This window comes from Acinetobacter sp. UBA6571, assembly GCF_002434085.1.
GTDB lineage: Bacteria > Pseudomonadota > Gammaproteobacteria > Pseudomonadales > Moraxellaceae > Acinetobacter > Acinetobacter radioresistens.
Genome location: NZ_DJJJ01000034.1, coordinates 44927 through 65350, shown reverse-complemented (window position 1 = coordinate 65350; position 20424 = coordinate 44927). Strand labels below are relative to the sequence as shown.

The following is a 20424-nucleotide window of genomic DNA, read 5'->3' as shown; positions in this document are numbered from 1 at the left end:
GCCAGCTCATTATTCTAAAAAGCCCCCTCATGTGAGGGGGCTTTTTTTATGCTTTGATTTTGAAATAGAAGGGGAGTTAACCATAGCAATACTGGCAATGGCTGATAGTCCGGTTTAAGCGGCTTAGAAGTTTAAAATTTTTTAATTAGCTAGCTATCTTAAAAAATAAATTGTATGTTTTATAATAAGAATATGCTATAAAAATTAAAAGAGGCATAAAAATTGCATTAATTTTATATGATAAAGTAAGGGTGGGATATTATGAAGTTGTCGGTTGGGCTTAAAGTTGCAAATAGTTTATCCCTTACCCCCCAATTACAACAAGCCATCCGTTTACTTCAGTTATCTAATTTGGAACTCGAACAAGAAATCCAGCTTCAGTTAGAAAGTAATCCTTTACTTGAACAAATAGATGATGAAAATTCAATTTCTACCCTATCAAATTCTAATAATACAGATATTCATGAGCTTGATCAGAGTCTAAATGCAGACCATTTACCTGAAGAGCTACCAGTAGATACTCATTGGGATGAAGTTTATATTCATCAGTCTACCGCACTTGAGACTCCTGAGTTTCAGGAACAAGAGGACAATAATCATAAATCTTTAAATTTAAAACAGCATTTACTTGAGCAAATTAACCTTTTACATTTTTCCCAGATTGATCAGTTAATTGCCTATTGTTTAGTTGATTCTTTAGACCAACGGGGCTTTCTTGAAGCTGAAATTGAAGAAATTACTGCTTCTGTTCAAAATTTACTTGCAGAAATGGGTCATGAAGAAGAAGTAGAGGATGATGAGGTTTATGTGGTACTCAAGCATATTCAGCAGCTTGATCCTTTAGGTGCAGGTTCACGTAATCTGGCAGAATGTCTTAGGATTCAGCTTGAAGCTTTACCCTCTGTGCCAGTTATTCAGGATGCTTTGATATTGCTGGAGCATTATCATTTACTGATTGCTAATGATCTTGGCAAGCTATTAAAACAGACAGGGTTGAATACTGAACGTTTAAAGTCAGCAATTAATATGCTTAAAACTTTAAAAGCTTATCCCGGTATAGAATTTGAGGATGAATCATCTAATTATCAGATTCCTGATGTAATTGTATCTAAGAAGGACCAGATTTGGCATGTTCAGCTAAATACCGATATTTTACCTAAACTGCGTATTAATTCTTTTTATGCTGGTATGATTCGGCGCGCTGATCAAAGTACCGATAATAATTATTTAAAAGATCAGTTATATGAGGCAAAAAATTTTATTAAAAGTATTGATGAGCGGCATAAAACTTTATTAAAAGTAGCCAGCTGTATTGTTGAACATCAGCGGACTTTTTTTGAAATTGGGGCAGAGGGCATGAAACCCCTCATTTTGAGAGAGGTCGCTGAAGAAGTACAGCTGCATGAGTCAACTGTATCCCGGGTCACAAGTAACAAATATATGCTGACTCCACGTGGCCTGTTTGAGCTTAAGTATTTCTTTTCAAGTCACGTAGGCACCACCTCAGGGGGCGAGGCTTCTTCAACTGCAATTCGTGCCATGATTAAAAAACTAGTCTCAAATGAGAATCCCCGTAAACCCTTGTCTGATAATTCCATTACGAATTTACTTAAAGAAGAAGGGATTGATGTAGCACGTAGGACAGTAGCAAAATATCGTGAATCTTTAAATATTCCGTCGTCTTCTGACCGAAAGGTCTTGATCTAGTTTTTAGTCGAGCTATTCTAATAGTTCATTATGACAGCATAGTGAAACTTTCATTTTGATTTAAAGGAGTACAGGAATGGTTTGATATAATTTAACAGAATTCTATTTTCTGTCATTAGACTATCCCTGTTCTGACTTTAAAGCCTGAAACGAGGTGAGGAATAGAATTATGCAAATTACCATTCGTGGCCACCATTTAACGATTACCCCTGCAATAGAACAGGATATCCGTTTCAAGTTTAATCAGCTGACTCAGCATCTTGACCAGGTAAATAGTATGCAGGTCAAGCTTAGTAAAGATCATGAAGTTACCAAGCGTTCAAAAAAAGGTAGTGCTAACCATAAGGCTGAAGCGATTATCCGTTTACCTGGAATTGAGCTATTTGCACAGGCTTGTGCAGATGATATGTATACTTCTATTAAAAAATTATCAGAAAAAATAAAAAGACAGCTTTATAAACATAGAAAGTTGCAGTGTAGTTATCAACCTTTAGCAATTTAACGAAACAGTTTAAAAAAGAGGTTTAATACCTCTTTTTTTTCATGTGTAAATTTTACAGGCCAACTGCATTATTCCTTTAGAGTTATAGTAATATATCTGGTTTTTACACCGTCAGTCTTACAAGAGGTTTTTACAATGAATAGTGAACAGCTCACTGAGATTCTACAAGCTGCTTTTCCAGAGGCAGAAGTTGCTGTGAGCGGACAGGCGGGAAAATTTGATCTTCGTATTGTTGATGATCAGTTTGAAGGTAAACGTACAATTGCTCGTCAGCAGGCAGTATATGCTCCTCTAAATTCCTATATCGCGAGCGGAGAAGTGCACGCGGTCACTATTCGCGCAATGACCAAAGAAGAGTGGCACAAAGCAAGCCTGTTTGGAGCTTAAGACTTAAATGGATAAATTTGTAATTAATGGCGGTATCAAGCTCCAGGGTGAAGTACGTATTTCGGGTGCAAAGAATGCAGCTTTACCTTTACTTGCCGCCACTATTCTTGCCGAAACACCTATTACACTGACCAATGTTCCTAACTTAAAAGATGTAAATACGCTGGTAGAACTGATTGCCGGACTAGGAATTAGCATCAGCTACAGTAGTGATACAGTCAAGGCAGATACCTCTACCTTAAATAATCAGTTTGCACCTTATGAGCTGGTTAAAACGATGCGCGCCTCTATTTTAGTGCTTGGGCCATTGGTAGCCCGTTATGGCAGTGCTCAGGTTTCCCTGCCGGGTGGCTGTGCAATCGGATCGCGTCCGGTTGACCTGCATCTCAAGGCACTCGAAGCATTGGGCGCACATATTGAAGTTGAAAATGGCTATGTTAATGCCAAAGTAGATGGCCGTTTAAAAGGTGCAGATATTACCTTTGATATGGTCACAGTGGGCGGTACAGAAAATATTTTAATGGCAGCAGTACTGGCAGAAGGTGTGACTACACTGCGTAATGCTGCTTGTGAGCCAGAAATTACAGATTTGGCTAATATGCTCATTAAAATGGGAGCCAAGATTGAAGGTGTAGATACAGATACGCTGGTGATTACAGGCGTAGAATCTTTGCAAGGCTGTGAATATGCTGTAGTAGCTGACCGTATTGAAACCGGTTCATATCTGGCTGCTGCCGCGATTACTGGTGGTAAGGTTAAGACGACCCATACAGACCCGACATTACTTGAGGCAGTGCTAGATAAGTTCGAGGAACTGGGTGCAGAAGTTACACGCGGAGATGACTGGATCGAACTGGATATGCAGGATAAACGTCCTAAAGCAGTAAGTTTCCGTACATTACCTCATCCCGACTTCCCGACAGATATGCAAGCACAGCTTATGGCTGTTAATGCGATTGGACATGGTTTTGCAACTATTAGTGAAACAATTTTTGAAAATCGTTTTATGCATGTGCCTGAGCTTTCACGCATGGGAGCCAATATACAGGTGGAAGGTAACGATGCCGTCGTGACAGGAGTTGAAAAATTATCAGCAGCTCCGGTCATGGCTACAGATCTGAGAGCTTCATTCTCTCTGGTACTGGCCGCGCTGGCAGCTGAAGGGGAGTCCATCGTTGACCGTATTTATCATATTGACCGGGGCTATGAGAATGTTGAGGCTAAACTTCAGAGTTTAGGTGCCCAGATTAAGCGAGTAAGTGCATGAGTGAAGTAAGAAACGATGATCCAAATTTTGATGTAATGGGTAATTTTGATCATGGTTTAACCTTGGCTTTGAGTAAGGGACGTATTTTAAAAGAAACATTACCTTTACTTGAAACAGCAGGTATTAATCTGCTGGAAGATCCGGAAAAGTCTCGCAAGCTAATTTTTCCAACTACCCATAAGCAGGTACGTATTCTAATTTTACGTGCTTCAGATGTACCTACCTATGTTGAAAATGGTGCAGCAGATCTGGGCGTTGCTGGTAAAGATGTGTTGATGGAACATGGGGCTCAGCATGTTTATGAGCCACTTGATCTAAAAATTGCTAACTGCAAGTTAATGACAGCAGGCAAAGTCGGTATGAAACGTCCACAAGGACGTTTAAAAATTGCCACTAAATATGTCAACCTGACTCGCCAGTACTATGCAAGTCTGGGGGAACAGGTAGATGTAATTAAACTTTATGGTTCAATGGAGCTTGCTCCCTTGGTCGGCTTGGGGGACTATATTGTTGATGTCGTAGATACCGGCAATACCTTGCGGGCTAATGGTTTGGAGCCACTCGAAGAAATCTGTAAAGTGTCTTCACGTCTCATTGTTAATAAAGCTAGCTTTAAACGTAAGCAGGCATTGCTCAATCCAATTATTGCGCAGCTGGAAAAAGCAGTAGAAGCACGCCAGCAAATGAGCCCATAAAGTATTTGTTATCTAAGACCGTCCTCAAGGACGGTTTTTTTATACCTTAATTGGTTTTACCGCAGATTTGAAACTTCATCAATCTTAGCAAAAGTTATTTTCAATAAAAGTCCTTGAATACAAGAGCGATTCCTACCCACAAGTTCGTAGAAAACAGGTAAACTAAAGTTTTACATAGACCTTGTGGGTAAATTGATGCGACGTTTATCGACTCAAGATCAAAACTTCAAGCAAGCTTTTGCAGACTTGTTAGCTTTTGAGACAGTTAGTGACCCTGAACTTTTAAAAACTGTAGACCAGATCATTGCTGATGTGCGTCAACATGGTGATGCTCACGTTCTTAAACTCACTCAACAGTTCGATCGACATCCAGCGCATCAGTTTTCTGAACTTGAACTGACTCAAGCACAGTTAAAAACAGCATTTGAAAATTTAGAGCCGCAGGTACGTGATGCTTTAGAGATGGCAGCGGATCGGATACGTGCTTTTCATCAGGCACAGAAACAGGATGGCTGGTCTTATATAGATGAATTGGGCAATACCTTAGGCCAGAAAGTGACTCCATTAGATCGGGTCGGTATTTATGTTCCGGGTGGCTTGGCCTCTTATCCTTCCTCTGTTCTGATGAATGCGATCCCTGCACATGTAGCAGGAGTATCCGAAATAATCATGGTAGTACCGGCACCAGATGGTGAATTAAATCCTCTGGTACTTGCTGCTGCATTCCTTGCCGGGGTAAGCCGGGTATTTACTATTGGCGGAGCACAGGCAGTAGCTGCACTTGCTTATGGTACAGAAACTGTTCCGCGTGTTGACAAGATTACCGGACCGGGTAACCGTTTTGTTGCAGCAGCCAAGCGTGCCGTATTTGGGCAAGTGGGTATTGATATGATTGCAGGTCCTTCAGAGATTCTGGTTTATGCTGAGGGACTAAATAATGCTGATTGGCTAGCCATGGATGTGCTGTCTCAGGCAGAACATGATACTGTGGCTCAAGCTATTTTTATTACGCCAGATGAGCAGCTATTACAGGCTGTGGAAGAGGCGATTGAAAAACATTTAAGTCAGCTACCCAAAGCCGAGATTGCCCGTACTTCAATTGCCAATCGTGGTGCTTTAGTTCTGGTAAATAGCCGTAAAGAGGCAATAGAGCTGATTAATCAAGTTGCTCCAGAGCATTTAGAATTATGTCTTGATGAAGCTAAAGAGATGGCTACCTTGATTCGTCATGCAGGAGCTATTTTTATGGGCCGTTATACACCAGAGGCAATTGGTGATTATTGTGCAGGTCCGAACCATGTCTTGCCGACATCAGGCACAGCGCGTTTTTCTTCTCCGCTTGGTGTATATGATTTTCAGAAGCGGACCAGTCTCATCATGTGTTCTGAACAGGGCGTACAACCACTGGCACGCACTGCGGATATCCTGGCACAGCAAGAAAATCTGGATGCTCATGCTCGCTCAGCCCGCTATCGCTATTGAGAGGCTTTTATAAAGAATTCAGGGGCTGTCAGGAACAGCCCTTTTTGGAAAATGAATTTGAGAATCTTAAACATGGAACTAACTACCGAACAAATGCGTTTTTGGAGTCCTGAAGTACGTAAACTTGAACCGTATATTCCTGGTGAACAGCCTAAACTTCAAAATCTGTTAAAATTAAATACTAACGAAAATCCTTATCCGCCATCACCTTATGTTGTTGATGCAATACAGGCTGTGCTGGCTAATCAGGCTGATGTATTACGTCTTTATCCGGACCCCGATGCAACTGCATTAAAAGAAGCAATTGCCCAGCAGCAGGGTATTACAGCCAGTCAGGTATTTGTAGGCAACGGGTCTGATGAGGTACTTGCACATATTTTCAAAGCATTTTTTATTCAAGAGCATCCAATTTTATATCCAGATATAACCTACAGCTTTTATCCGGTATATAGCCAGTTTTTTGGAGTTAAAACTAAAATACTGCCACTAAACGCTGACTTCGAAATTGACATTGCTGATTATAGGCAACCCAATGGCGGTATTATTATTACTAATCCAAATGCGCCAACCAGCATTGCATTAGATCTGCTGTCAATTGAAGAAATTCTTCAGAATAATCCTGACTCTGTAGTGGTTATAGATGAAGCCTACGTAGATTTTGGTGCAGAATCTGCAGTAAGTTTGGTAAGTAAGTATGAGAATCTGGTGGTATGCCAGACGACCTCCAAATCACGTTCACTCGCAGGTTTACGCGTTGGTTTTGCAATTGCCCAGCCACATTTAATTGCTGCACTTGAGACTGTTAAAAACAGTTTTAATTCCTATCCAATGGACCGTTTAGCTATTGCTGCTGCGGTAGCTTCATTTCAGGATCAAGACTATTTTCAGGCTATGTGCCAGAAAGTAATTGATAGCCGTGAGCAGCTTGTAAATGGGCTAGAAGCTTTAGATTTCAAGGTATTACCTTCTAAAGCTAATTTTATTTTTGTTTCTTTAGCTCATAAAAATGCTGCTGACTTGGCTGCCGAGCTGCGTCAACATGGCATTATTGTACGTTATTTTAACAAACCCCGTATTAATCAGTATTTACGTATTACTGTCGGTACGGATGAACAAAATCAAAGACTTATTGATACATTGAGAAATCAGATTCTAGTCTGATTATGATTCACCTGTTCTCTGCCATGTATTGAGTAAGTCCAGCATGGCAGATATTTTATCGAAACATTCCTGATATTCTGCCTCCTGTTCTGAAGCAATAGTAATACCGCCGCCTGCCCAGATAGAAATATCATGATCATATTTTTGGATGGTCCGGATCAGGATATTCCAGCAGCCTGTTCCATCAAAATTAAAATAACCTAATGAACCGCAATAAGCACCCCGAGCAGCTTCTTCAAGTTCTGCAATAATTTCCATGGCACGTATTTTAGGCGCACCCGTAATTGAGCCGCCCGGCAAAGCAGATAACAAGACCTGAAACGGTGAAATATTTTTGTTTAATATAGCTTGTACTTCACTGACCATATGATGGACTTGATTAAAACTTTCAATTTCAAATAATTTTAGTGTTTTAACTGAACCCTTTTGGGCATAGAGACTGAAGTCATTACGCAGTAAATCAACGATCATAACATTCTCTGCCTGATCTTTTTTGGAGTTAATTAAAGTGTTTTTTGCTTTCTGGTCAAGTATCGGATCTGCATAACGCGGCATGGTCCCTTTAATCGGGCGTGTTATAATTTGCTGTTGTTCTTTAAAATCAATAAAAAGCTCAGGAGAGCAACTTAAGATTTCAAGATTATCTATTTTTAGGTAGCCCGCATAAGGCGCATTTGTCATAGCCCAAAATTTCGCTGCACAGTCTAGTAAATGACCATTACCTTGAGCTTTAAACTCTTGAGTTAAATTAATTTGGTAACAGTCACCTGCTGTAATATATTCCTGCACTTGCTTAAAGGCTGAAATATATTGCTGTTTAGTCCAGCGTGGCTGACAGGTCTGAACCAGCTGAAACACCTGAGTATCTGAATCATGATCTAAATGAAGAGCATCATAAATATTTTGATAAATGATTAATGCATCTTGACCTTCACTATAAAATATCCACTCTTCTGCTTCATACTTTAAATAATGATGATATTTGCCTAAATATAAACTTGGCTGTTTTTTATATTCTATATGAATTTTAAGATGTTGTTGGGCAGCAAAATCGTAGCTAATAAATCCAATATATCCACCGTTAAATCCTGCTTGAGAAGAACCCTTAAATTCAGGATCTAAACAAATAAAATCAAGTAAATCTATTTTATGATGAGTAATTGAATAAGAATAATCAGTATTTTTTTTATAAGCTGAAAATAAGCCGGACTGGTATTTAATATATTGATCTGGCAGAAATGCAATAATAGGCCGATGATTATCTTCTAAATAAACTAAACCAAAAAAATCCCTCAATTTATTTAAAATAGAAGCAGGATCATTATGATAAAAATCAAGCTTTTTTCTCAGCTTTGGCATAGTCTATAAGTGCATCTGATAAAACAGTGGCACATATTACTACATAATTAACTATGACCTAAATCCAGATACCGTTTATCGGTTTTGCTTTGATTATGATGGGCAGCAGTTGATCAATTAATCCTCTCAGGCTAACTTAAGCTTGCTAATCTAAAGTAGCTACTCAAGGACAGGATGTTTCTACTGCAGAAAATAAAAAAACAGTAGAAATTAAGAGTAGCTAGACAATCAAAAAAATAAAAACTCTTAGGAGAGTATGGAATGAAAATGTTTACTAAAATTGCTTTAGTTTCTTCTATGGCAATTAGTGCAAATGCAATGGCAATGCAAGCGATGGATGATGCTTCATTAAGTGCAACCACTGGCCAAGATGGTATTAATATCGGGATCGGTATTTCAAAGGTTGAAATTGAAAAATTATTTATTCATGATAATGATGGCCTAACAGGTGGAAGCACTGCTGGAAAGGCTGGTGCCATCGTAATTAAGGGTAACGGTAAAACAGGCGATATTAACGAAAAGCTGGGTGTAGTAGTCAAAGCCAATTATGATGATGCAGGCAAATATCTGCTAACAACTCGTAATCTTGCTGACCTGCGTATTGACTCTGATGCAGGCGACAAAGCAGCTGGTGGTGCATTTATTAATATTGCTGCTGATGTATCGGGTCTAGATATCAATATTGGCGAGATTGGGGTAACCGGTTCTAATGCTGTAGCAGATCCTGCAACTGCAACGAGTATTCGTCGTGGGGGGGATGATACAAACTATAATGCTATTCTCTCTGGCCTTTCATTAAAAACAGGTCCAATGTCAGCAAATATTCAATTAGGTGCAGCTCCACAGGGCGCCATGATTAAGCTAGATGCAAAAATGCTGGGCGGTCTTGAGATCAAGAACCTGGGTATTCTAGATAACTCAACTAAAACAGCTACACGTGCTGCTGGTGAAATTTTTGTCGATAGTATTAAAGTAGCTGATGCTAATGCTCGTGATCTATCAATTGATCAAAAAATTAGTGTGATCGGTAAAGAAGGTACTAATAATGGCTATATTCGTATGGTAAGTAACTCAGGTCCAATTGATAACTATGTTAAGGGTGTTCATTTAGGTAGCCGCGATGCTGCTTCAATTGGGGATGTAGAAATTCAGGGACTACAAACTTATTACAGTCCTGCAATGGGTCAATACAACCAAGGTTCTGTGATTACCATTTCTGGTCGATAATAAATTTCTATTTAAAAGCGCGTGACTTCACGCGCTTTTTTTTACAATAAAATATAATTTTTTTCAAAAATCCTAAAAAAAGCTGTTATTTTTAAAAAAAAAAGGTATCTTGAGTGGTACAAGGAAGTAGAGTTTATACTCTAGAAAAATAACGAATATCAGTATAATTACTGAAAACTAAAAAGTTAAAGATATGTTAGAGATCGCTTTAGGCTCGGCATTAATGTATTACTTTGCCACGGAAGCCTTTGAAATAAAAAAGAAACCGGAAGAAGCAGTTTATTATACAGAAACTTTAGATTCTCGAAATAACTCTTTTGTCCGAATGCATAGAGAACCTGTACTTATTAAACCCGCATTAGAAGACCAGTTCCGAGGTATTGTCCGTCAGGCTTACGATTATAGTTGTGGTTCAGCCGCACTTACCACACTTTTAAATGGGTATGTTGGCACTGATTTATCAGAACAACAGACCATGAATGGACTTTTAAAGTTTGGTGAAACAGAACGTATTATTGAGCGGCGCAGTTTTTCCCTGTTGGACATGAAGCGTTTTGTAGAAGCTTTAGGTTTAGAAAGTGGAGGGTATAAAGGAGAATTTTCAGATTTGGTCAAGCAGGGTCAGCCTGCAATTGTACCAATCAGTTACGCCGGTTTTAAGCATTTTGTGGTTTATAAAGCCTATAAGAATGGGCGCGTTTACGTCGCTGACCCGGCTTTGGGGAATATAAGTTTTGACGAGCAGCGTTTTAAGGAAATTTGGGAAAATAATACACTGTTCTTGATTAACGTAGCGCCTGAACAAAGAAAAAACCTGTTGGCTTTGCAAGATGCTGATATGCGTCATGTAGAAGATGCCACAGTAAACCGTTATGCCTTTGTGGATATTCAATATCCGCAATTCTATATGGAAAAAATTGCCGATAAAGCCTCAACTATACGTCTAGATCGAAATTTGAATAAGGAATCAGAAAGTTATGGGCAACCTACTTATAACTATCTGAGGCTCTATTACAAAAATAAATAGCAGCACAGAAATTTTTTGAAATTAAAAAAATAAAAAGGTGGGATGGAAAATGGACCGTAAGTGGATGAATAGAACAGTCTTGGCTTTAAGTATTCAGATGTTATTCGGGGTGGCTTATGCGGCTGAACAGCCGGGAGCGCTAGAGAAGGAAAAAACAGCAAATCGGCAGGATATTGAAGCCGCATCTCCTGAACAGCCTATTACATCAGAAACAGTGTCAGAGCAGCAAGATGCTTCAATGGCTCTGCAACAGCAGGCAGGTGATGCGACTAAAGAAACCAATTTACAGGAAGTGTTTACATCCAATGAGCGTCAGTATTCTTTAATCAAAAAGGGTGATATCTCTGCATATTATGATGTCGACTATACTTATTACAGAGATACACAGCTAGATTTAGAAATGGCTCAAGGGCAGCTATACCAATTACGGGTGCAGGAAAATGCCAGTCATACCCTAACCAATACCTTTACTGCTCAATATGGCGTGCTGGATAACTTAACGTTCACTGCTTCATTACCTTTGGTTGCAAAAACAGATCTGCTCAAAGATGCTTCTACTGCGGGTCTGGGGGATATTTCAGTAGGGGCGCGTTGGGAGCCTTTTCCCTTAAAAGCTGGACGCTTACCGCTGATTTTATTTGGTAATCTTTCCAGTAAAACTGGCGATAGTCCTTATGAGATTAATCCAACAACAGACCTTTCTACCGGTAAAGGATATTATTCGGCAGGTATAGGGGCGAGTACCCGTAAATATATTGATCCTGTTGTACTCTTCGCCTCAGTATCAGCCAACTACGGTTTTAAAGAAACTGGACTGAATCAGCGCCGTGGGTCACGAATCATTGATGAGTTTAATCCAGGTATAAGTGGTGGATTCGCTTTTGGTTTTGCCTATTCATTTAACTATGATATTTCGATGACCATGTCTTATCAGCAAAGTTTCAATACTGATGCTGAATTCACATATACAAGTGGAGAAAGTTATTCGGTTGCAGATCAAACCAGTTCAACCTTTGCAATATCTCTAGGCGTACGGGTATCACCAGAGACTATTGTAAACGGTACACTGGGTATAGGACTGACAGAAGATGCACCTGATGTGTCTTTGGGTCTTTCTTTCCCACTAGATATTTTAGGTTTTGGTAAAAAATTACGCTAAGAGGCTGGTCGTATGAAAATTAATCGACTTCGCCCGCTAGTGTCTGCAATTTTATTATCGGGCTGTTCCAGTGTTGCATTTGCTCAATTAGGGCAAAATTTATCTGTTGATATTCGGTCATTAACTATGGGAAATGCTGTAACAGCAGACCCTCCCGGGATTAGTGCAATCCATTTTAACCCGGCGGCATTGACCAAAATTGAGGGCTTACAGACCGACCTGCAAGGAATTGTGGCGAATTTCGATATCAAACGTGAATTTACCGTACCTGCTGGCTACAATGTATTTGGTTATTCTGATGACCCATTAGTATGTAATGACGGGCCAGAAGTTGATTCGGACTTGTGTACTGATTTTAAAGGCCCGGTGAGGGGTGATGTAGAGTACGTCAGCCTGTATGTTCCGATTTTAAAAAAAATGGTCGATTTGGGCGAAGGGATGCCAATGGTCGCACCAACAGCGGGGATTGCATATAATCCGCCTGGATCTAAAACTACATTTGCTACCGCTATGTATGCACCTCTGGTAGCCGGTTTCGGTGCTGAAAATGGAAATCCTGGTAATTTTATGGGGCAACAGGTTGCCTTGGAGAGGATTACCTATCTATCGCCATCTTTTGCTTATGAAGTGAATGATGAATTATCAATTGGCGCATCTATTGGCATGTCTTATCAAGCCATTGGTCTGAAAACAGATTTACGTTTTCCCAATGAATTGATTGGAATGTTACGTATGATTGATGAGGTGGTCTGTACACCTTTCAAGGAAAATCAGGACATTATTACTGATATCTTACTATTAGGTATTTGTAATGCTGAAGAAGGTATGAATCCTTTTAGCCGTTTTGGACAGATGCAAGTTGCTTTAGAACAATCTCTGAGTCCAAGTTATAACTTGGGTGTACTGTGGGAGCCAACGGATGACTTTAGCTTAGGCATGGTGTATCAAAGTTCTGCAAAAATGCGGTTAAAAGGTAAATACCATATTGATAATGCCAAAGCTCCACAAGAACTCATCAATGGTCTCATGTCCTCACCGACTGGGCAGATTCTGGCTGCTATTTTAGGCTTTCCCCGTTCTATTCCAGGAAGTGAGTCAGGGCTGGTGGCTATGGATTTTGAATACCCGGCACACTTTCAGGCAGGAATAAAATATAAAATTTTACCTGATTTACAGCTTAACTTCGATGTAGGCTGGACAGACTATAGGGCTTGGGACAAATTTAAATTTGAGTTTGACCGGGAAATTTCTGCGCTAAAAATTGCAAAACTTTTATCTGAGAATATTGGGGATGCCAATCTGGCCTTACCTCTAGAATTTACTTCGCCATGGAATTTTGGAATTGGCCTCGAATACTCAGCTACAGACCGTTTAAAGCTACGGGCAGGCTATGAACCACGGACCAGCGCTATTCCTGATCATAAACGTAATACCATGGTTCCAATCAATAACGCACAACTATTTGGTCTTGGATTAGGCTATCGTTTTGATGCAGATACAGATCTGGATTTATCAATTGGTTTCTTACAAAGCCGCGATAAAATTCCAGCAGGTGCCAGTAATTTAGGGAATTTGCCTGGGGTAAATAATATCTTGCTGAACCCGTTTGCGGGTTTAAATATGAAAACGGATACTAAAATTACAATCTTGGGTCTAAGTTATAGAACAAAGTGGTAGGCTTTGAAAAGAAAATGAAAAGGGACATCGTCATTAAAATGATATTCGCATTAAGTTTAATGCCAGTATCGTTTGTATCAGCTGGAGAGTTTCATACTATTATTGGTCCTGATGGGCGGCCTATGGTAGTACAACGCCCAGATAAAAGACCTGAAAAACTGGTTCAGCCTGAGGCTGAAACTACCAATTTTACTCATAAACTAAAAACATCTAGGGATGACAAAAGTCAGATAGATGTTGTGATTATGTCATCAAAAAATGTTCTATCTTCTTCAAATGGGATGGAGAAGAAAACAGCTCAAGATATAATTAATGCAGATAATCAGCCGTTGATTGTTGCCCCTAAAGAAATACAGGCTGTTACATCGATAGTTAAACCAGTAGAAAAGTTGCCAGACCATAGTTCTTCTATAAAGCAGCCGAAACAAGTTGTGACGCCACAAAAAAACATTATTATTCCAGAGACGCAAGCAACCCATCAAAAAGAGCAAAAAATCAATACTCCAGCCCTCACCGCACAGCAACAGGCTTTAACAGTAATTGACGGTGAGCAATATATTAAAAGTGAATATCTGGAAGATAAAGAATTTAATATAGATGGAAAAAAACGTTTCTATACTATGCCAGAAGGGATTATTGATACACGTAATGGCTCCACGCGTTTACAGGTTATTGAAAGAGAGAAAGGGGTAGGCAAGTCCACTTTAGATCATCTGTTCAAAAAGAGTCCGATACAGGCAAATCAGGTAATTGTTTTAGCTCCTACTTACTATCGTATATCTCAGGCCGAAGCAGTAGAAAGTTTAGGACAACAGTGTTTTAAAGATAAAAAGATTAAGAAAGCTAAAAGGATGAATGCAGAGCAAGAAATTAATATCTGGCCGCGCGCTCCTTTAAAGGATCAGTTCGATTTTGAAGTGGTTGAACTATCTGGCCAGATACAGCATGTCCAGATTAACTCGTACGCCTCCCAGCAAAACAGACCGACTTTTTATTGGCCTTTAGTCATATTTCTGGATGCAAAAGGTTGTGTCATTGAGGGGGCTGGAGGCTTTAAAAACCATGATACTGATGCCTCGATGATTCATTTTAAAAAACTTGAAGGTGTGATCCGTATACCAGTCCATACTCAGTACTTACTAATGACTCCCTTACTTTCAGCCCCAGATACGCCGAATTATGTACTGAGTAATCAGGGACAGTTAAAACTAATTGCACTACGTTAAACCGAAAAAAAAGAGCATGAAGAATGAAAAATAAATATCTACTACCATTTACGATGACTGTATTAATGGCTGCATTGAGTGGCTGCGGTGGTGAAAGTGCAAATATTATCCCCGAAAAAGATACGATGACGTATGTCAACGGAACATGTAAAGCAAATGATAAAGGATGTACTGAATTTATTTTAGATTATCCCGTTGATGGTCTGAATTTTACCTGTAGTAGTGACGCCAATAATACGTTTATAACTTTAATGGATTTTGCCAACTCTGTAGTTACAGGAACTTGCCGTACAGGCGATAAGGCGGAATTCTTTATGATGGGCAGTGACGACAGAAAAATTAGTCTGGGTGAAGTAGACCTCAATAAAATTAGTTCATCCGATACAATTGGTACGGTTCCTCGTTTGACCTTGCTTGATCTTGCTGCTGGAATAACTGGACAAGATGCCAAAATGCTTCAGCAGAGTGATCCTACCGTGAAAGTTGCCTTAGAACTGGTTAAAATTATTCAGGCATTGGCACTCAAAGAACAAAGAATTGAAGTGCCTACGGATATCCAGGCACTTTATATTACAGATGCAGTAAGACAAAATCTGGAAAAAATTTCTACCTCAGTGACTGCCGAAGATATTGTCAGTAAAAGATATGTTGAATTGATTCGCCCATGGCTGGATGTTTCACAAATTACAGATCAAGATGCTTTTATTACGCTAAATAAATTAGTCAATATTGCTAATTCTGCAGTTTATCAACCTGAATTTGCCGTCTTTCCAACAAATTTAATTGATCAAATAGCAAGTAATGCCGGCTCAGAAGGCATGGTAGGGTGTAATAAACCAGTTTGTGACTTAAATGATATTTCTATTAAACGTGCTTTAGGTCATTTTATGTTGATTACTGACCGGCAGGGCTACACTCTTGGGAGTGGCATTCAATGGAAAGGAAGTGTTACTAAAGCTACATCTGCAGTTATCGGTGCTAATCTGGAACTTATTACCTCTACCAGGCCAGTGAGAATCACTGCGGAACCACAGGATCACTGGATTAATCCACTTACTAAGAGAATAGATCAGCCTTTTACATTTAAAGTCAGTGAACAGAACTCTCAAGATTTACTGATTACTCAAGGTAAACTATTTAATAACAGTATTATGGCCGGGCAAGAAAAGTTCTATAAAAAAATTACCAGAAAAACAACGATCACAGAAGCAGATAAAAATGATTTAGGTCACTGGCAGCAGGACGTAGCCGGTGAATTATTTCAAGGACCTATGGATCTGTACAAAATCTACCATATTACTTATCTGGATAAAAAAGTCTTCAAGTCTATTAATAATAGCCGTGTAGGCGAAAATTATATTTTTCCACTTTATGCTGATCTGACCTTCAAGTTTAATGATACTTCGGTCAATAATATTAAACTGGGCATTGTAGTAGATGCCAATGGAGATATTCGAACTAATATCCGGCCAAATGCAACTGCATCAGATATGTCTACGGCTTTATGTAATTCAGATAGTATCAGCCCGGAATTAATAGATAATTATGGAGTGCAACAGTATCGTTTAGGAACCACGGCCCGCGTATTTACTAATGATAATTCTATTTCTGTACGCATGATTTTAGCCAATGATACTTTTAATAATATCAATGGTGCATTAGTGGGAATGAATGTCAAATTGCAGCTCGCAGAAAATGGTGAAATACTTTCTGTTGGGGGAGCAAGAATACAGCTTGGTGGACTATTAAACGGTAACAGGTCAATTCGCTTTACGGACTCTGCAGGAGAAGCTGTACAATGGGCCAATACATTAGCAAGCTTCCAGAATACCTTTAATAATGCAAACCAGAAAAAGACTGAAAATGATCCAACTAAAAAAGAAGTCACACAGGCTGATTTAAATCTGGCAAAGCTGGCGGGCGGAAAAATAGAAATGACTTTGCCAGACTGTTATCAGGTTAAAACTAAATAAAATTCTGACATCAAATGATTTGTATTTATATGAATCAAGTTCTATAAAAGACCAGAGTAATATTAATTTGTTCTGGTCTTTTTATTATATTTTATATTAGCCGGTGTGATCTATACGCGTACCAATAGTTTCAAGATGGGTAATAAAAGAATTATTTTTCCGGTCTTCAAAATAATGACGTAAAGTCCGCTCGACACTCGGAAAAGCTAATTCAGTCCAGGGAATTTCATGTTCATCAAAGAGACGACATTCAATACTTTCTTCACCCGCTCCAAATGTACCATCAATTAAGTTAGCTTTAAACAGCACATAGATCTGCCCGATTCGTGGAATATTATACATACAGTATAACTGTTCAATATGAATTTCAGCTTCAGCTTCTTCACGGGTTTCACGTGCTGCACCCTGTTCCATGGTTTCAAATAATTCCATATAGCCAGCTGGCAGTGTCCAGAGTCCGTAACGCGGTTCAATAGCGCGGCGACAAAGCAGGACTTTATCTTCCCAAAGTGCTAAAGCTCCACAAATTACCTTCGGATTCTCATAATGTATATTTCCACATTGAACACAGACACGACGAATTTGATGATCGCCTAAAGGAATTTTTTCAGTTGTCTCATGCCCACAAATGATGCAGAAATTCATATACATTAACGCCAGGAGAGGTGGCATTCAGCATAACCGAAATTTTATGCTTTCGCATCATTTGTATGTCAAGCCCGACAATTTCAGCTATGATGAAAATAGAATAAAAGAGCGAAGATAAGGTAATGGCATGGATGATCATTCACTCATACAACTTCTGCAACAACGCTTGCGGTTTTCAAGACGTATACAGCCTGCCCATGCCGCAGTCCTGATTGCTATTACCAATGAGCCTGATCCGAAAGTGCTGCTAACACGCCGTTCTGCCTATCTGAACAGTCATGCAGGTGAAGTCTCGTTTCCAGGCGGGAAACGGGATGCGACAGATACCAGCAATATTGTGATTGCACTACGGGAAGCTCAGGAAGAAACTGGCCTTAACCCGTTTGAAGTAGAGCTGATAGGCGATTTACCTATGCATCGTGCGCGTAATGGTATGTTGGTTAAACCGGTAGTTGGACTTATTCCGGCCGGGTTGGAACTCAATCCGCAGCCTTCTGAAATCGACCGGATTTTTTATGTTTCATTAGACGAACTGATGCATGCACCTCCTGTACCTTATGAGGTTCATTATGCGCATCAGTCATTATATTTTCCCAGTATGCGGATTAATAATGAAATTATTTGGGGCCTGACGGCCCGAATGTTAATTGCGCTGTTTAAATATGGCTTAAATTATAAAAAAGAATGGCCATTCTTGTTGAACTCGCCTACTTTTCAGGCTAGAAAATACTGACTAAAACAAACAGGGAATAGAAACATGTTATATAAATTTGAAGGGCACGCGCCTAAAGCTTTACAGCAGCCTTGGGATGGATGGGTAGCAGACAACGCCACAGTGATTGGTCAGGTTGAAATGGGGCAGCAGGTCAGCATCTGGTTTGGAGCGGTGATCCGTGCAGATAATTCTAAAATCCATCTTGGTGATTATACCAATGTGCAGGAAAATGCCGTATTACATACTGATGCCGGCATCGAGATGAATATCGGGCAATATGTTACGATTGGTCATCAAGCCATGCTGCATGGCTGTACCATTGGAGACAATACATTAATTGGAATTAATTCTGTAATTCTAAATAATGCAGTGATTGGTAAAAACTGTATTATTGGTGCTAACGCTTTGATCCCAGAAGGTAAAATTATTCCAGACAACTCAGTTGTCATGGGGTCGCCTGGAAAAGTCGTGAAACAGGTGGATGAGCAGGTTGCAGCGCATATCCGTTTCAGCGCACTACATTATGCAGAACATTTTAAGCGATTTACACACCTGGAAGAAGTTAAACTTTAACTGAATCTGAAAGAAGAAAATTTAGCCAAGTATAGACTTGGCTTTTTTGTATTTGCTCTGTGAAATCCTCGCCACTGAAACATGAGTGGAGTATGATAGCCAACAATTTTTAACTGATTTTATTTAAGGTTGTGCATGAAATTGCTGGCATTGGAAACTGCCAACGAGCAGTGTTCCGTATCCATAGTAGATGACATTCAGGAGCTGTTCTTTCAGCTGGATGAGCGTACTAAAGCACAGACACAAATGATACTACCTATGATTGAAAAGGGATTGCAGCAAACTTCACTGCAATTGGAGCAGTTATCCGCAATAGCGTTTAGCCGTGGACCAGGTTCATTCAGCGGCGTACGCATTAATGCTGCAGTCACCCAGGCACTGGCTTGGGCCAACGATTTGCCAGTCATTCCCGTATCAACCTTACAGGCACTGGCTCAGGCAGCCTATCGTCTGACGGGCCTCAAAGAGGTGAGTGCCGTACTGGATGCACGGATGCAGGAAGTTTATATAGGCAGTTTTCAGTTAGATGAACAGCATATTATGCGGCCAGTTGCTGAGGAACAGCTACTTGATTATGAGACTGCCAGACAAGCTGTCCAGTTTCCACTGGTGGGTTCTGGTTCAGCCTTAGTTGATACAGCACAGGTAAACTACCAGCAGATTACGGCAACAGCCCAAGATATTGCAGCGATCGCACGAGTACAGGCATTAAAAGCCGAGTGGTTAAGTGCCGAGCAGGCTTTACCAGTCTACTTGCGTGACAATGCGTGGAAAAAAATACCAGAACAAGGTAAAGCATAATTAGGAATACGGTATGGATCTTTTACTGCTATTTAAAGCAGCCATCATGGGTATTGTTGAGGGAATCACTGAATTCCTTCCGATTTCAAGTACTGGACATTTGATTCTGGCCTCAGAGTTAATGGATTTCTGGACTAAAGAAAAAAGTGCAGTCTTTGTAATTGCCATCCAGATGGGGGCAATCGCGGCAGTGATTTATGAATACTGGTCGCGTCTATGGGACGCTGCCACAGGTATGATCACGGGCGAAGAAAAAGGTCGCCGTCTGGGCTTTGGGCTGATTCTGGCCTCGATTCCAATTGTACTGGTGGGTCTGACGTTTGGTCAGCAGGTTAAAGAGCTTCTATTTAATGATGTGGCAGTAGCAATTGGTTTGATTGTTGGTGGCCTGATTATTATATGGATAGAAAAGAATCCACCTAAAGTCAATGCACCTGAAGTTGAGAATATCAGTATCAAACAGGCAATCTGGATTGGCCTGATTCAGATCTTATCACTGATTCCGGGCACTTCGCGCTCAGGCGCAACAATTATTGGCGGCATGATGTTGGGTCTGTCACGTAAATCGGCAACCGAATTCTCTTTCTTTCTCGGTATTCCTGTCATTATCGGAGCCGGTCTTTTAGATCTGTATCAAAGTTATGATGTACTGGAAAGTAATTTTGACTGGTTGGTAATCGGCTGGGGGATTCTAGTTTCCTTTATTTCAGCATTGTTCCTGATTCGTGTTTTAGTCGCTTATGTGGCCAAGCGTGATTTCATGATCTTTGCCTGGTACCGGATCGCATCCGGATTACTGATCCTGTTATTTGCCTTTACTGGCTGGAGATTATGGTAA

General features: G+C 40.0%; 19 protein-coding genes. 17 read left to right on the top strand and 2 right to left on the bottom strand.

The window, feature by feature from the left end; all coding sequences use genetic code 11:
• Positions 1-261 precede the first annotated feature (261 nt).
• The 7 genes from B3X18_RS06355 to hisC all read left to right on the top strand — a co-directional run bounded on the left by B3X18_RS06355 (position 262) and on the right by hisC (position 7201).
• Positions 262-1707 (top strand): RNA polymerase factor sigma-54, encoded by a 1446-nt coding sequence (locus B3X18_RS06355; protein ID WP_005027737.1) that lies wholly within the window; start codon positions 262-264, stop codon positions 1705-1707.
• Between the two features lie 169 nt (positions 1708-1876).
• Positions 1877-2209, top strand: a complete 333-nt coding sequence (gene hpf / locus B3X18_RS06350; protein WP_005018556.1) for a ribosome hibernation-promoting factor, HPF/YfiA family — start codon at positions 1877-1879, stop codon at positions 2207-2209.
• Between the two features lie 135 nt (positions 2210-2344).
• Positions 2345-2596 (top strand): BolA family iron metabolism protein IbaG, encoded by a 252-nt coding sequence (gene ibaG, locus B3X18_RS06345; protein WP_005027733.1) that lies wholly within the window; start codon positions 2345-2347, stop codon positions 2594-2596.
• 7 nt (positions 2597-2603) lie between these two features.
• The gene (murA, locus tag B3X18_RS06340; RefSeq protein WP_286935202.1) at positions 2604-3863 is read left to right on the top strand and encodes a UDP-N-acetylglucosamine 1-carboxyvinyltransferase; all 1260 of its coding nucleotides are present in this window, start codon (positions 2604-2606) and stop codon (positions 3861-3863) included.
• Positions 3860-4558: an ATP phosphoribosyltransferase gene (hisG, locus tag B3X18_RS06335; protein WP_005018563.1), complete on the top strand. Its 699-nt coding sequence runs from the start codon at positions 3860-3862 to the stop codon at positions 4556-4558. Before murA ends, hisG begins: the two co-directional genes overlap by 4 nt.
• Before the next feature lie 183 nt (positions 4559-4741).
• Positions 4742-6040 (top strand): histidinol dehydrogenase, encoded by a 1299-nt coding sequence (hisD, locus tag B3X18_RS06330; RefSeq protein ID WP_161794082.1) that lies wholly within the window; start codon positions 4742-4744, stop codon positions 6038-6040.
• A 72-nt stretch (positions 6041-6112) separates the two neighbouring features.
• On the top strand, positions 6113-7201 hold the full coding sequence (gene hisC, locus B3X18_RS06325; RefSeq protein WP_005406861.1) for a histidinol-phosphate transaminase: 1089 nt from the start codon (positions 6113-6115) through the stop codon (positions 7199-7201).
• Here hisC and B3X18_RS06320 read toward each other — a convergent pair whose 3' ends face one another.
• Positions 7202-8560 (bottom strand): anthranilate synthase component I family protein, encoded by a 1359-nt coding sequence (locus B3X18_RS06320; protein ID WP_005027725.1) that lies wholly within the window; start codon positions 8558-8560, stop codon positions 7202-7204. It abuts the gene before it with no gap.
• 261 nt (positions 8561-8821) lie between these two features.
• Here B3X18_RS06320 and B3X18_RS06315 point away from each other — a divergent pair, with 261 nt between their 5' ends.
• The 6 genes from B3X18_RS06315 (at position 8822) to B3X18_RS06290 (ending at position 16849) form a co-directional block, all read left to right on the top strand.
• Positions 8822-9787 carry a DUF6160 family protein gene (locus tag B3X18_RS06315; protein ID WP_005027722.1) on the top strand — a complete coding sequence of 322 codons (966 nt, stop codon included), beginning with the start codon at positions 8822-8824 and terminating at the stop codon, positions 9785-9787.
• Positions 9788-9980: 193 nt separating this feature from the next.
• Entirely contained in the window at positions 9981-10814 is an 834-nt protein-coding gene (locus B3X18_RS06310; protein ID WP_005018574.1) for a C39 family peptidase, read from the top strand.
• Between the two features lie 49 nt (positions 10815-10863).
• Positions 10864-11973 carry a hypothetical protein gene (locus B3X18_RS06305; RefSeq protein ID WP_034670736.1) on the top strand — a complete coding sequence of 370 codons (1110 nt, stop codon included), beginning with the start codon at positions 10864-10866 and terminating at the stop codon, positions 11971-11973.
• Between the two features lie 12 nt (positions 11974-11985).
• Positions 11986-13650: an OmpP1/FadL family transporter gene (locus B3X18_RS06300; RefSeq protein WP_034670733.1), complete on the top strand. Its 1665-nt coding sequence runs from the start codon at positions 11986-11988 to the stop codon at positions 13648-13650.
• Positions 13644-14876 (top strand): putative pilus assembly protein FilE, encoded by a 1233-nt coding sequence (gene filE, locus B3X18_RS06295; protein ID WP_228131027.1) that lies wholly within the window; start codon positions 13644-13646, stop codon positions 14874-14876. Before B3X18_RS06300 ends, filE begins: the two co-directional genes overlap by 7 nt.
• Before the next feature lie 23 nt (positions 14877-14899).
• Complete coding sequence (locus B3X18_RS06290) at positions 14900-16849, top strand: hypothetical protein (RefSeq protein WP_026444004.1); 1950 nt, start codon at positions 14900-14902, stop codon at positions 16847-16849.
• Between the two features lie 96 nt (positions 16850-16945).
• Here the strand turns inward: B3X18_RS06290 and B3X18_RS06285 are convergent, their stop codons facing one another.
• Positions 16946-17494, bottom strand: a complete 549-nt coding sequence (locus tag B3X18_RS06285; protein ID WP_005404874.1) for an NUDIX hydrolase — start codon at positions 17492-17494, stop codon at positions 16946-16948.
• Between the two features lie 130 nt (positions 17495-17624).
• On the opposite strand from B3X18_RS06285, the gene B3X18_RS06280 reads away from it, so the two are divergent.
• From B3X18_RS06280 to B3X18_RS06265, 4 genes are all read left to right on the top strand, one after another.
• Entirely contained in the window at positions 17625-18230 is a 606-nt protein-coding gene (locus tag B3X18_RS06280; protein ID WP_005018581.1) for a CoA pyrophosphatase, read from the top strand.
• Positions 18231-18254: 24 nt separating this feature from the next.
• Positions 18255-18785, top strand: coding sequence for a gamma carbonic anhydrase family protein (locus B3X18_RS06275; protein WP_017400939.1), 531 nt, complete (start codon positions 18255-18257; stop codon positions 18783-18785).
• Between the two features lie 135 nt (positions 18786-18920).
• A complete protein-coding gene (gene tsaB / locus B3X18_RS06270; RefSeq protein ID WP_005027710.1) occupies positions 18921-19586 on the top strand; it encodes a tRNA (adenosine(37)-N6)-threonylcarbamoyltransferase complex dimerization subunit type 1 TsaB in 666 nt (221 codons plus the stop codon).
• 13 nt (positions 19587-19599) lie between these two features.
• Positions 19600-20424: an undecaprenyl-diphosphate phosphatase gene (locus B3X18_RS06265; RefSeq protein WP_005027708.1), complete on the top strand. Its 825-nt coding sequence runs from the start codon at positions 19600-19602 to the stop codon at positions 20422-20424.

Excerpts from the sequence above, each read along its gene's own strand:
- B3X18_RS06355 (WP_005027737.1), top strand. The coding sequence starts at position 262 with ATGAAGTTGTCGGTTGGGCTTAAAGTTGCAAATAGTTTATCCCTTACC.
- hpf (WP_005018556.1), top strand. The coding sequence starts at position 1,877 with ATGCAAATTACCATTCGTGGCCACCATTTAACGATTACCCCTGCAATA.
- ibaG (WP_005027733.1), top strand. The coding sequence starts at position 2,345 with ATGAATAGTGAACAGCTCACTGAGATTCTACAAGCTGCTTTTCCAGAG.
- murA (WP_286935202.1), top strand. The coding sequence starts at position 2,604 with ATGGATAAATTTGTAATTAATGGCGGTATCAAGCTCCAGGGTGAAGTA.
- hisG (WP_005018563.1), top strand. The coding sequence starts at position 3,860 with ATGAGTGAAGTAAGAAACGATGATCCAAATTTTGATGTAATGGGTAAT.
- hisC (WP_005406861.1), top strand. The coding sequence starts at position 6,113 with ATGGAACTAACTACCGAACAAATGCGTTTTTGGAGTCCTGAAGTACGT.
- B3X18_RS06320 (WP_005027725.1), bottom strand. The coding sequence starts at position 8,560 with ATGCCAAAGCTGAGAAAAAAGCTTGATTTTTATCATAATGATCCTGCT.
- B3X18_RS06315 (WP_005027722.1), top strand. The coding sequence starts at position 8,822 with ATGAAAATGTTTACTAAAATTGCTTTAGTTTCTTCTATGGCAATTAGT.
- B3X18_RS06310 (WP_005018574.1), top strand. The coding sequence starts at position 9,981 with ATGTTAGAGATCGCTTTAGGCTCGGCATTAATGTATTACTTTGCCACG.
- B3X18_RS06305 (WP_034670736.1), top strand. The coding sequence starts at position 10,864 with ATGGACCGTAAGTGGATGAATAGAACAGTCTTGGCTTTAAGTATTCAG.
- B3X18_RS06300 (WP_034670733.1), top strand. The coding sequence starts at position 11,986 with ATGAAAATTAATCGACTTCGCCCGCTAGTGTCTGCAATTTTATTATCG.
- B3X18_RS06290 (WP_026444004.1), top strand. The coding sequence starts at position 14,900 with ATGAAAAATAAATATCTACTACCATTTACGATGACTGTATTAATGGCT.
- B3X18_RS06285 (WP_005404874.1), bottom strand. The coding sequence starts at position 17,494 with ATGAATTTCTGCATCATTTGTGGGCATGAGACAACTGAAAAAATTCCT.
- B3X18_RS06280 (WP_005018581.1), top strand. The coding sequence starts at position 17,625 with ATGGATGATCATTCACTCATACAACTTCTGCAACAACGCTTGCGGTTT.
- B3X18_RS06275 (WP_017400939.1), top strand. The coding sequence starts at position 18,255 with ATGTTATATAAATTTGAAGGGCACGCGCCTAAAGCTTTACAGCAGCCT.
- tsaB (WP_005027710.1), top strand. The coding sequence starts at position 18,921 with ATGAAATTGCTGGCATTGGAAACTGCCAACGAGCAGTGTTCCGTATCC.
- B3X18_RS06265 (WP_005027708.1), top strand. The coding sequence starts at position 19,600 with ATGGATCTTTTACTGCTATTTAAAGCAGCCATCATGGGTATTGTTGAG.